The sequence below is a fragment of the Methylobacter sp. genome, assembly GCF_004322395.1.
Taxonomy (GTDB): domain Bacteria; phylum Pseudomonadota; class Gammaproteobacteria; order Methylococcales; family Methylomonadaceae; genus Methylobacter_A.
On sequence record NZ_SCTW01000091.1, the window covers coordinates 1 to 11,642 of the forward strand.

The following is an 11,642-nucleotide window of genomic DNA, read 5'->3' on the forward strand; positions in this document are numbered from 1 at the left end:
GTAGAGTTTTCCTATATCACGCAGCACATCGTTACTACAGCGTTGGCTTTCCGGCTTTTGTAAGGCCTGAGCATAAACCAACGGGCTAAATCCCAGCGCGATCAAGGCGAGGATGCAAATGTTGGTTTTAATTATGCGGGGTATATCCATTTTCTATTCCTAAGTTTAAATATGGGTGAAAAATCAGATTTTCTATGCTGGATAATATGCCAAACAGGCTATTAAGCCTGGACAAGTCATTCATTGCGGCTCACTGAGGGATCAAAATTTTTGACATTCAGGCGCTTTCAGCCGAGCAGATGCAAAAAGCTGCACCAATAAGGAGATTCATTTTGTTATTGAAGATCGGTACCGGCGTTTCCGAGGGTGGCATTACCAAACTAGCCCAGCGCGAACAGGGCATAAGTGAGTATCCGGTACTTTAATGGTATCAATGCTCTTTTGGGATTTAATAACAGATAGTCAGCTACGGCTATTATGTCAAAACACCATCTTGCCGACAATCTGCATGGTAGTATTGGTATCTTTTTTCAGAATTAAGGAACGTGCATGAAATAACTTGAGCAAGTTTTATTTTTAAACCATGAAGAGCATGAAGGCCATGAAGGATTTAGTCTTCATGGCCTTCATGCTCTTCATGGTAATTGCTTAAATTAATTTATGCATGTTCCTAAGTAAACTCTTTTCCCTAGCAAAAATCGGGGCGGCTGTTTGTTAATTTGTGAGGTTAAACAACTGGTTTTACGCTTGTGTCAACTTTGGAAAACACCAAGCCGCAATTCCATATAAAACCACCGCCAGAAAGATCAACACGGTAAAGCCGAACTGCATTGCAATCAGGGTTGCCAGTATCGCGCTGATCACCGAGGCGCAGCCGTTAATGCCCCAGGCCCAGGGTATCAACGCCGGATTAGTTTGGCTGATTTTAGCCAGTGCCATCGGAAACGGCATACCCATGCAAAAACCCAGCGGGGCTATCAAGACTATCGAAAACAGGTAATGACTTAGACTCCCCGTTTTAAGTAAAAATCCGGCGATATACTCAAACCCTAAACTGTAAACGATGCTGAGCAGTGCAATGGTTGCCATAGGCAACATAAACGCCGATTTTTCAGCGCTTTGCGATAGCCTTGTCGAGAAATAACTGCCGGCCCCCGCAGTTAATAAAAATGTACTTAGCACCACGGTAATCGCATAAAGCGGATGATGCAGAATCAGGATGAATTTTTGGATAAAGGCGATTTCGATAAACAAAAATCCCAAGCCCAAGCAGAAAAAATATACCAGCATAGGCAGATGGTTCCCCGATCCGGGTTCGATGCCCAGCTTACTTTTCCATAGCCACAGCGGCAGTGCTATCAACAATAGACTGGCGAGTATCGCCTGTATTAAGGCTGCGATTAATAATAAGTAGCCGCTTTCCAGCAAAAAGCTTCCACCGGTACCCAATAGCGACAAAATTTCGGGCAAGGTTCGCCATTTAAAAAAATGGAACAGGTAAGGCTTATCATCAGTTGCAGCTTCGATATTGAATTTATAAGCATCGATAAACGCTTGGCTCCTATCGCTCAATAAAGCTACTGCGGCCTGGTACAGATAAGGCTGCTGCTGGACATTAAAGCGGTTGACTTCCGATTCCGATATGCCGGGATAGTAAACCGGATCGAAGCCGCGTTCATCGCAGAACTGTTTTAAGCGGCTGATTTCTTCGGCCGATATGATGCCGTTTTTTGCTATTAAAGTGCTGGTTTGCCAGCCGCGTATCATAAGTATCCGTTGGCCGGGCTGCCTGACATTGGCATCTTTAAGCGCATTAATAACGGTAGCCAATAGTTTGGGTTCGTCGCGCGGCGGAATTTTAATCCAGCGGGTAATGCTGAGATAACCGTTCGGTCTTACATGGCGCAAATATTCGCGTATGGACTGCTCGGTGTAAAGGTAGTTTTCAGCCATTGAATAAAGGCCTGCGGCCGATGAGCCAAACGCATCGAGCAATGGGATGTTGATCAGGTCATAGGTTTTATCGGTTGCTGCAAGGTAGCCGCGGGCTTCATCGATATGGATATTAACATGGGCGCTGGAATAAAGATAACCTGCAAAATCGGCATATTTCCGCTGAACCAGGTCGACGATTTGCGGGTTTAGTTCAACAGCATCAATGTCATTAACGGCATGATAGTTTGCCTGCAAAATATCGCTGCCGGTTCCGGCCCCGAGAATCAGGATGCCGGAGAGTTGTTTTAAATGAAAGGGCAGGGCGGATGTAGTTTGATCGAGATAGCCGACCGTTTCAGGCTTGCCGTTATAGCGGGTGATTGCGGTCATATTGTCCGCATCGGTAAATACTGCAAGCTGTTCCGGCGGTTCTGCGATAGCATTAAGGCTTAGGCCGGGCGCATGGCGCAGCGGGGTAATCTCGCTTTTTACTACGTCGATCAAACCCAGCGGACTGGAATATCGATCTATGATTTTTGTACCGGGTACTTGCAGTAATTGGTTCAAGCTTTTATACGGCGAGATTTTCAGCGCTATCGAACCTGACGGCACCAGTATAGCCGCCAACCCGATGATAACGCATAGTACGGCCCAACGTTTTGAATCGTGAAACGCATAAATCGACACCAGCAGCGCCGCGATTACTCCCGATAACATCAGCGCAGTTAATATCTTTTCCGGAAATAGCATGGATAGCAGCAAAATAATGCCGACACTACCTATGCCTGCGCCGGACAAGTCGGCTGCGTAAATCGACGACACTTGGTTTTTATAGTGATAAAGAGACAAACCGACGACGTTGGCCGCGAAAAAGAAAGGTAACGCCAAAATCAGGTAAATACCGCATAAATTCAGCAGTTGTACCGGCGTCCATAACATTTCCGCCGGATTAAAAGGAATGTGCTGGGCCAGCAAAAAACACATCGGGGCTGAGCAGCTGAACAGCAACATATTGGTTATTATCAAAGGCGGGAATAATTGCACTAACCGCTCGCGGTTCAGCGCCAGGATTACGCCGCTAATGCCGTAACCCAATAGCGCCAGACTGATTATCATGTAAGCGAAGTGGTGCCACTGGATAATCGAAAACAGGCGCATCAGTAAAACTTCATAGGCCAAGGCGGAGGCCGAGATAATGGCGACAGCGGCCAATAGCGATAAGCGCGGCTTCATGATTAATACTCCATCAATGCTTGCCGGTAAGCGGGACAAAACTGACCGGCAGGGTTTGGCGAGCGGTGACTTTCCCGTCAACATCTTTAGTCACCAAAACCAGGTACTGCGTCATAAACTGAGCACCGACCGGGATGACCATGCGCCCGCCGGGTTTTAGCTGTTTAATCAGCGGCGGCGGTATATGGCTCGCAACGGCAGTAACGACAATGCCGTCAAAAGGCGCCGCTTCTTCCCAGCCGTAATAACCATCGCCGGTTCTGGTATGAACGGCATTGTAACCGGCTCGTTTAAGGTTGGCTGCCGCGCGTATAGCCAACGGTTCAATAATCTCTATGGTGTATACGCTATCGGCAAGCTCGGCGAGAATGGCCGCCTGATACCCCGAACCGGTGCCGACTTCCAGCACCCGATCGGTTTTTTTCAGCTTAAGCAGATCAGTCATGATCGCAACGATATAGGGCTGGGAAATGGTTTGTCCAAAACCGATAGACAGCGGTCTGTTGAGATATGCATAGGGACGCTCATCGTCCGGTACAAACTCATGCCTAGGCACCTTTTCCAGGGCATCGCTTACCTGCTTATCAAGCGATTCCTGATTCAGGAACTCGCGGGTCTCCCTCACCTCGGCCTTGATAATGTTTACCAATGCATACCGTTGCCGATGAAAATCATCTTCAGCTATGACATGGCTGGAAAACAACAGCAAAACAACGCCGATGACCACAAGCCAAAAAACAAGATGTTTTACTCTTTTCATGATCACAACCTCCTGATTTTATAGAGCAAGAATCGGCTGTAGGGTTTGGAGTTTAAACCAATGAAAAGTTGTTTGTCTGTAGGTCTTTTCTACAATTGTCAGACAGTTTGGATTGGTTTATGGTTTAAAAATAAACACGAATTTGTAGAGTTGGATCGTAGTTAGTTTCCAAGCTCAAGAGACAGTGAAAGTATCGATTTCTAGAAAACAAATTAAAGAATCACCACGAAGGCACGAAGGACACGAAGAAAAATAATTTTTTTAATTCAACGCACTGAAAACTTCGCGTTCTTCGTGCCTTCATAGTGAATAATTTTTTTTAACCTGCTTTTAATAACACTTTCACAGTCTCTGGAGATTGGGAACCGGTAAATCTTATCTTTGAGGTGATCAATGAATTCAATAAAACAGCCAATTTTTACTTGCTTAATTTGTTTAGTTTTCAGCATCTTTTTTACTACAGCCGTCTTAGCTGAAGGAGAACAAAAAATGACCCTGACTCTCCAATCACCGGACTTTGTCCATCAGGGAGAAATCCCCAAAGCTTTTACTTGTGACGGCAAGGACAGTTCGCCTGCTTTAAGCTGGTCAGGACTTCCGCAAGACACCAAAAGCCTGGTGTTGATCGTTGACGACCCCGATGCGCCGGACCCTGCTAAACCCAAAATGACTTGGGTGCACTGGCTGCTCTATAACATTCCGCCGAGTGTTTCAGAATTACCGCGAGCCATTACCGAAAAGGATTTACCGGCAGGCACTCAACAAGGCAAAAACGACTGGAAACAAACGGGTTATCGCGGCTCGTGTCCGCCCATTGGACGGCATAGATATTTTTATAAACTCTACGCATTAAACATTGAACTGCCTGACCTGCATCAGCCGAATAAATCCCAGCTTGAAAGAGCGATGGAGGGGCATATTATTGGACAGGCAGAACTGATTGGAACTTATCAGCACTAGCTAAAGGATGGAGTACAGGCTTCGCCTGCAAGTCATGCGATGTGGCAAGCAAAGCTTTCGCTCCTCGGCAACAGCTCCTGCGTTGCTCTACCTCCTGCTTCCATGCAGTCGTCGGCAACTGCTCCCTGCGTCGCTTAAAGCGCCTACTGTTGGTGCTCTCGATCGCTGTTCCCGACGCGATTCTACCTCCCCCATCCTTGGGGTCGTACCTCCTGCATCCTTGCAGTCGTGCTCACGCCCCTTATCTACATAATCCACAGGGATGTGGTGAATGCAGATATTGCATAAGGCCATGGAAGGCCTGTAGTAGAGCAACGCAGGAGCAGTTGCCGAGGAGCAAATATCTGTCCCTGTAGGCAAAGCTTGCACTCCTGTTAAAGCATCGTACAGTGCTTAGCTTAAGTTGATGCATTTGTTCTGGACTGGTGCGGTAGGGGCATGCCGTGTGTACCTTAGAACCCTTAAGGCGCGCACGGCACGCCCTACGGAAAATGTTTAACAGCCTTTTGTGGAATGCGTAACATCAATTATGAAGAAACACATTTCCCTGTTCCCTTTCTGGACTTTGTTTTCAGAACCTTTGGAAGATTACGGGCGATTGCTTCGATCAGACCATGAATATCTTCAGCCGAGAGATGCCGCGTCAGAGTAAACCGGATGCCCGATTTACGCCGGGAGACTGCCGGATAAACGGCATGGTTAGTATAAAAGCCGTCATCAAGCAGATGTTTGGCCATTTCGCCTGCAACATCGGGAAATCCTAACTTGATGTAAAAAATAGGCGACTGCGAACTGCATGCTACAGGTATATCGTATGTTTTAAGCAAACGATTGCACAGAGCGATGCGATCTTGCAGTTCCTGTTGCAGACTGTCAATTTCGGGTGAGAGATGAATACGAGCCGAAGCAAGGGCTGCGCCAAGCATCGGAGGTTGAATAGGGCCTGAAAAAATCATCGGCCCTCCGCAGTTTTTAACCTGTCGATGCATCTGAGCGTTTGGAAAGATCAGTGCCCCACCGCCGGCAGCGTAAGCCTTGCATAAGGATGTCGCAACAACCATCCTTTCTTGAATAGGCAAGCAATCGAGAACATACCCTCGGCCATGTTTGCCTATCCAGCTCATGCCATGCGCATCGTCAAAATATAGATGCAGTTGCTCGTAGCGGTTTAACAGGTTCCCTAATTCATGTACCGGAGCCAGATCTCCAAACATGCTGTAAACGCCATCGGTCAGGTACCAGACATGGCGAAATTGCTTGCTCAACACGTTGATGCGTTCCTCAAGCAACTCCAGGTTGGCGTGAAGCAGCGTTTCGACAAGAACCCCTTCCGCCTGCACCAGCTTTGCAGCTGTTTGCATACTGTTGTGAGCCATCTGATCGACGATAATCGCATCGCCTTTTTGAATGAGTACCGGCAAAGCGGCGATATGTCCGAGTGTCGTGGTCGGAGTTGCCAGTACGTGTCCCCCGAATAATTCCTCAAATTGCGCTTCCAGTTCCGTATAAGGCGTTGCTGACATGTAGGCTCTCGATATGGCGAACTGGGTGCCGTAGCGGGTCGCTGCATCGATAGTTCCTTGTTTGAGCCGGGAGTCCAGTTCCAAACCCAAGTAACTGCATAGCGCAAAATTCAGCACATGCCTGCCGTTTAAACAGATGGTTCGTCCATTGAAAACTTCGTCTTCAGTTGTGCGCTGTACTAATCCATGGCTTAAGCCCCTATTGACTATCCTATCAATGGTGGTTAACCAGCCCGGTTGAGATTCCATAAGGTATTTCTGATTGAATGATTCAGGTAAAAGTCGAAATGAGTGATAAAAAACAGCAGTAATGTTCAGATAATGTAACTGCCGCAGCTTAACCTTGACTTAATAGTTCATGCTTACAAAACTTATGGGAAGGCGTGCCGGATCAGCACTTATTGAGGCACTACCGTGCGAGACGCGGAATATGGAAACAATAAAATTTAGCAAAACCATACTGCAATCAATTTCCGGCATTCGGCTCTCCATTTACACTTTATTTCTTCGCAAAGCATACTTATTTTAGAACGGAAGCAGGGGGTATGGCCGGCAGCACTCTGGATTGCGCCTACAAGTTCTGTTTTCAACAGTATATCCTCCGGATTTTGAATGCCGATAAACTGCGCCAGCTGTTGCAAACCTAAAACCGTCATTTCTCCGTCTTCTTCCAAAATGGAAATATAAAGATCTATTAACATATTGTAATAGTCAATTTCAGCCTCTAACCAGTCGGTTAATTCTTTGCCGGGTTCAAATTTTCTGGCTAGTGCTTTGTAGTAAGCAGCTTCTGAAATCCATTGATGCCGATTAAGAGACTTTACGGCGTGGCTTAGCATTGATTGAAATCATGTTGCTTACCTCAACTGATATTTTGCAGTGCCGCGATACGATCTTCCAAGGGCGGGTGGCTCATGAACAAGCTTTTTACACCGCCGCCGTTAATGCCGAAAGCCGCCAGCTGTCCTGGCAGGTCTTGCGGTTCGTATTCGCGTTGCAAGGCGCGAAGTGCGCCGATCATTTTTCCGCGTCCGGCCAACTTGGCTCCGCCGGCATCCGCTTTAAATTCCCGGTAACGCGAAAACCACATAACCAGCATAGTGGCTAAAAACCCTAAGGCGATTTGCGCGACCATCTGGGCAAGGAAATAACCCGCACCTTGACCTCGCTCGTTTTGAAGGACAACGCGGTCAACCACATAGCCGATGATACTGGCAAAGAAGTAAACGAACGTATTTACTACGCCCTGCATCAAGGCCATCGTAACCATATCGCCATTCGCGACATGAGTGATTTCATGGCCGATTACGGCTTCAATCTCATCGTTGCTCATGCGTTGCAGCAAACCGGTGCTAACTGCTACCAAGGCGCTGTTTCTGTTCATCCCTGTAGCGAAAGCATTGGCTTCGGGAGCCTCGAAAATCCCCACTTCCGGCATGTCGATGCCGGCTTTTTGAGCATGTCTGGCTACCATAGCATTTAACCATTGTTCGGTCTGGTTTTGCGGTTGGTCGATAACTTGAACGCCCATAGTTTGTTTTGCCGTCCACTTCGACAAGGCCAGCGAAATGACCGAGCCGGTCATGCCGATAATTGCCGACATAATCAGTAACGCGTTAAGGTCGATATTTATGCCCTGCTTATCCAAAGTGCCACTTAAGCCGAGAAGGCTAAACACAATACTGATTACCACCATTATTGCGACATTGGTCGCCAGAAAAAGAAAAATTCGCATCATTGGCTTAAACCTGCTTTATCAAGTGAAGTTATCAGTGTTGGGCAAACGAGATAGCTTGAAGCTATGCTTTTGGAATCGTAATGGTCAACACACCGCTATGGTATTCGGTTATCATTTTGGCCGCGTTGGCAGGCCCCGGTAAAGTTAATGCCCTTTGAAATTGGCCGACGAAACGCTCCCGGTACTGGTATTCGCCTTTATCATCAGCTTCATCCTTTGCCTGTTCTGTTTTAATTGAAATACGCAAGACTTGATCTTCCAACTTTACATCTATTGACGATTCATCGGCGCCGGGCGCATTAACAGTCACAATATAGCGATCGGCTTTTTCCTGTAAATCCACATCCGGCGTTTTGTTTAAACTGCCATTAGGGGTTTTCATATGAAAACGCGAAAACGAATCATCGAACATTTGTTCCATTTCATTTTGCATGTGCCGCATTTCCGCATAAGGATTCCACGGGATCCCCTTAAGAAAGTCATCGCCCTTATTGGATGGAGAAAGATCGGGTTTTGGCGAATGCTGTGTCTTGGTTTGAGAATCGCCTGTCTGACTATAAAATCCACTAAGTTGATTGAGCCGGTCATTCAGCCGAAACATCGTGTAAGTCTGTATTCCCAGAATAATCACTAAGACGGCCGCTATTGCGGCAATGGCTTCATTCTTCATTCACTTTCTCCGGGAGCAAATTACCGGTTGAAATCGGTCGTTTCAATTATGTTTATAAGTATTAATCATAGCGTTCGGTATTTAATATTATGGGCTGCGCATCCTTTGAACTTGGCGGATGCGTGGAGCTTAAATGTGTGTTTTGGAACAGGCATAAGGCCAACCAATTTTAGTGCAGGGCGTTTCCAGCTTGTTGTCCATTGCCCGGAAACGCCGGTTTTCTCTTGCGCTCAATAGACTTCAGCTTACAGACTAACGAATTTCGATATTTCTGCGCTTGCTTTTTTCGGTTTTTGGAATAGTCACTTTCAATATGCCGTCTTTGAACGAAGCGTTTGCTTTTTCGCCATCAACATTGTCGGGCAAAGACACGGTGCGCTGAAATTCGCCTTGAGTTATTTCACGGCGAAAATATTTGCCTTTTTCTTCTTCCTTTTTCTCTTCCTTGGTGGAAGTGCGGATAGTAATAGCTTGGTTGGTAACCGATACCTCCAGATTTTCTTTTTTAACGCCCGGCAACGCAGCTTGAACTTCTATGTCATTGTCGCGGTCAAGGATATCAACTCGTGGAAATCCTGTTTCCGATGATAGCGAAGGCATATTCCAATCCAGTAAACGAGGCCATCTGCGTGAAAGAAAATCATCAAAAAAGTTATCAAACTCATCAAATGACATCAAACCGCCGAGCGGACTTTTGGACATTAATTCAGAACCTTTTCTTGATGTATCTATTTCTTTATTTGGGTCTGCCATAAATTTCTCCAGCAAATTAATTAAAAGTATCAGCCTGACAGCGCATTGAGATTTATATCAGGCTGCATGATTACAGCAAAAACTCCCGTTCCGCCTCAAGCCAGTCTTCAAGCTCGTTACCTGGTGCAAACCCCCTGCTTTCAGCCTTGTAATAAGCCGATTCAGCAATTTTGCAATCACGATCAGGAAGGCATATTGGTGAACTGTCTTTGTCAGGATTTGCCGTTTTTTCCTTAACTTTTTTAACGGTACTAGGCTTTTTCGTCTCACTTTTAATAGTTGTCGCCATTTTTTACCTCATTCAAGTATCGCTTTTTTGAGCCATATATAAAAAAATAACCACCCATTATTCTAAAGAGAAAAATAACAAAGACTATTGGTGTAAACACCTAATGGTTAATCTATCTAACGTTATAACTTTATTGATAACCCTAAAAAATCAGCTGTGCATCAAGCTGGCATGTTCTTGCAAATGTGGTTCAATAGAACAAATTAAGCTGATCGGAGAGGACAATGTTAAAAAATATTGTGCGGTATTTCTGCTATCGGCAGTTTTTGGAATCTCAGCGGTTTATGCCGATGGAACCAAGGCTGCAATTGCCGGTGCGCATCCTTTGGCGACAGCGGCCGGTTTTGAAATATTAGATAAAGGCGGGAATGTTTTCGATGCGGCCGTCGCTGTCAGCGCGACGTTGGCGGTTGTTGAACCTTTGTCAGAAATACATCGCGACAAGCACATGTTTGACAATACGGCCAGTTCAATTTCCGCACTATTCAACTAGCTGCCGTGCTTGGGGATATAGTGAAATTTCAGTCTTCGCGCCAAGTTGCGCGCCGGTTCGGCTGGAAAAGCCTTACCTCATTGATCGCAAGCCGATAGTCTTACCATAGATTGAACCCTATTCTATCGTTTCGGTTCAACATGACTAATTACTAGGACTTCCCCGACATTTTCTTCTTCAGTTTCACGATACACCCAAGCCATAAACAATTGGTATCCCAAAGCCAACATCACCGAACCCAGAAACAAACCGATAATTCCACCGGTAGCCATGCCGCCTAACGCACCCAATAAAATCACCGGCATTGGGGCGTCCACGCCACGGCCTAACACCAAGGGTTTGAGGATATTGTCAGCCATACCGGCAACCAGAGTATAAACAGCATACATCACCGCCACTGCGGTGGAATCATTAGTGGAAAACACATAAATGATGGTCGGCAGTGCAATAAGGATGGCAGGGATTTGCATTATGCCAAGCAACAAGACCAACAAAGCCCAAATACCCGCGGCGGGAATGCCCACCAAGATAAACCCGGCCCCCAATAAAAGGGATTGAACGCAGGCAATGCCGATGACGCCCTGCGCCACGGCCCGGATGGTCGCCGTCGAAAGCGCGACCAAGACTTCCCCTTCCTCGGGCCCTGCCATCCGCTTGGCAATGTCCTTGGCCGCCGCATGGCCGGATAAGCCATAGGCCATCCATATCCCGGAAAGCACTAAGGCGGCCAAAAACATCAAAATAGCTTTTCCGGCGCTGGCGGTATAGCCCAGAATTTGTTTGGTGATTACGCTAATTTTGGGTTCGTATTTCGCTATCACGCCGCCAAGGTCGGTATGCGCAGACGACCATAGCGTATATAGATTCTTGCCCACGACCGGCCATTGGGCGACAGATTCAGGGGGCGCAGGCACTTGCAAGGTTCCGCTTTGGACTTGTTTCACTAACTCAGTGGATGAATCCGCGAAGGAAAAAACCAATAAGGTGGTGGGGGTGAATACGATCAACACTATCACCAGCACCAAGAACGTTGCGGCATAGCCATCCCTATTACGCATCTTGCGGGCGATCAAGGTATGAAGGGGATACAAGGCCACGGCCAATATCAGCGACCATAACATCAAGCCGATAAAAGGTTGGAATATTTGATAGCAATAAACTACCAAAAAAACGATCAATCCGGCGCGTATGAATAAATCGAGCACTCTGCGCGAGATAAGCTTTTCCTGCGCCTTATCGGGTAACGAATTTTTTTCGTTGTTCATAACTGATGCTCCAATTTCTCATT

General features: G+C 46.6%; 11 protein-coding genes. 2 read left to right on the forward strand and 9 right to left on the reverse strand.

What is annotated here, in order from left to right; all coding sequences use genetic code 11:
• Positions 1-741 precede the first annotated feature (741 nt).
• Positions 742-3,168, reverse strand: a complete 2,427-nt coding sequence (locus tag EPO18_RS12410) for a spermine/spermidine synthase domain-containing protein (protein ID WP_292433691.1) — start codon at positions 3,166-3,168, stop codon at positions 742-744.
• A 13-nt stretch (positions 3,169-3,181) separates the two neighbouring features.
• The gene (locus EPO18_RS12415) at positions 3,182-3,928 is read right to left on the reverse strand and encodes a protein-L-isoaspartate(D-aspartate) O-methyltransferase (protein ID WP_292433692.1); all 747 of its coding nucleotides are present in this window, start codon (positions 3,926-3,928) and stop codon (positions 3,182-3,184) included.
• 489 nt (positions 3,929-4,417) lie between these two features.
• Between EPO18_RS12415 and EPO18_RS12420 the strand changes: the two genes are divergently transcribed.
• Positions 4,418-4,888 carry a YbhB/YbcL family Raf kinase inhibitor-like protein gene (locus tag EPO18_RS12420; protein WP_472850895.1) on the forward strand — a complete coding sequence of 157 codons (471 nt, stop codon included), beginning with the start codon at positions 4,418-4,420 and terminating at the stop codon, positions 4,886-4,888.
• Positions 4,889-5,415: 527 nt separating this feature from the next.
• Here EPO18_RS12420 and EPO18_RS12425 read toward each other — a convergent pair.
• The 6 genes from EPO18_RS12425 to EPO18_RS20715 all read right to left on the reverse strand — a co-directional run bounded on the left by EPO18_RS12425 (position 5,416) and on the right by EPO18_RS20715 (position 9,861).
• Positions 5,416-6,660 (reverse strand): aminotransferase class I/II-fold pyridoxal phosphate-dependent enzyme, encoded by a 1,245-nt coding sequence (locus EPO18_RS12425; protein ID WP_292433694.1) that lies wholly within the window; start codon positions 6,658-6,660, stop codon positions 5,416-5,418.
• A 197-nt stretch (positions 6,661-6,857) separates the two neighbouring features.
• Positions 6,858-7,250 (reverse strand): DUF2934 domain-containing protein, encoded by a 393-nt coding sequence (locus EPO18_RS12430; protein WP_292433695.1) that lies wholly within the window; start codon positions 7,248-7,250, stop codon positions 6,858-6,860.
• Between the two features lie 23 nt (positions 7,251-7,273).
• Positions 7,274-8,149: a protease HtpX gene (gene htpX, locus EPO18_RS12435; RefSeq protein WP_292433696.1), complete on the reverse strand. Its 876-nt coding sequence runs from the start codon at positions 8,147-8,149 to the stop codon at positions 7,274-7,276.
• 61 nt (positions 8,150-8,210) lie between these two features.
• Positions 8,211-8,819: an Hsp20/alpha crystallin family protein gene (locus tag EPO18_RS12440; protein WP_292433697.1), complete on the reverse strand. Its 609-nt coding sequence runs from the start codon at positions 8,817-8,819 to the stop codon at positions 8,211-8,213.
• Between the two features lie 252 nt (positions 8,820-9,071).
• Positions 9,072-9,572: an Hsp20/alpha crystallin family protein gene (locus EPO18_RS12445; protein ID WP_292433698.1), complete on the reverse strand. Its 501-nt coding sequence runs from the start codon at positions 9,570-9,572 to the stop codon at positions 9,072-9,074.
• A 70-nt stretch (positions 9,573-9,642) separates the two neighbouring features.
• Positions 9,643-9,861, reverse strand: coding sequence for a DUF2934 domain-containing protein (locus tag EPO18_RS20715; RefSeq protein WP_363331505.1), 219 nt, complete (start codon positions 9,859-9,861; stop codon positions 9,643-9,645).
• A 103-nt stretch (positions 9,862-9,964) separates the two neighbouring features.
• Between EPO18_RS20715 and EPO18_RS12455 the strand changes: the two genes are divergently transcribed.
• Complete coding sequence (locus tag EPO18_RS12455; protein WP_292433699.1) at positions 9,965-10,354, forward strand: gamma-glutamyltransferase; 390 nt, start codon at positions 9,965-9,967, stop codon at positions 10,352-10,354.
• 122 nt (positions 10,355-10,476) lie between these two features.
• Here EPO18_RS12455 and EPO18_RS12460 read toward each other — a convergent pair whose 3' ends face one another.
• Positions 10,477-11,619, reverse strand: a complete 1,143-nt coding sequence (locus tag EPO18_RS12460) for an AI-2E family transporter (RefSeq protein WP_292433700.1) — start codon at positions 11,617-11,619, stop codon at positions 10,477-10,479.
• Positions 11,620-11,642: the final 23 nt, after the last annotated feature.

Coding starts and splice junctions, on each gene's coding strand:
- EPO18_RS12455 (WP_292433699.1), top strand. CDS start 9,965: ATGGTTAATCTATCTAACGTTATAACTTTATTGATAACCCTAAAAAAT.
- EPO18_RS20715 (WP_363331505.1), bottom strand. CDS start 9,861: ATGGCGACAACTATTAAAAGTGAGACGAAAAAGCCTAGTACCGTTAAA.
- EPO18_RS12425 (WP_292433694.1), bottom strand. CDS start 6,660: ATGGAATCTCAACCGGGCTGGTTAACCACCATTGATAGGATAGTCAAT.
- htpX (WP_292433696.1), bottom strand. CDS start 8,149: ATGATGCGAATTTTTCTTTTTCTGGCGACCAATGTCGCAATAATGGTG.
- EPO18_RS12420 (WP_472850895.1), top strand. CDS start 4,418: ATGACCCTGACTCTCCAATCACCGGACTTTGTCCATCAGGGAGAAATC.
- EPO18_RS12410 (WP_292433691.1), bottom strand. CDS start 3,168: ATGAAGCCGCGCTTATCGCTATTGGCCGCTGTCGCCATTATCTCGGCC.
- EPO18_RS12440 (WP_292433697.1), bottom strand. CDS start 8,819: ATGAAGAATGAAGCCATTGCCGCAATAGCGGCCGTCTTAGTGATTATT.
- EPO18_RS12430 (WP_292433695.1), bottom strand. CDS start 7,250: ATGCTAAGCCACGCCGTAAAGTCTCTTAATCGGCATCAATGGATTTCA.
- EPO18_RS12445 (WP_292433698.1), bottom strand. CDS start 9,572: ATGGCAGACCCAAATAAAGAAATAGATACATCAAGAAAAGGTTCTGAA.
- EPO18_RS12415 (WP_292433692.1), bottom strand. CDS start 3,928: ATGAAAAGAGTAAAACATCTTGTTTTTTGGCTTGTGGTCATCGGCGTT.
- EPO18_RS12460 (WP_292433700.1), bottom strand. CDS start 11,619: ATGAACAACGAAAAAAATTCGTTACCCGATAAGGCGCAGGAAAAGCTT.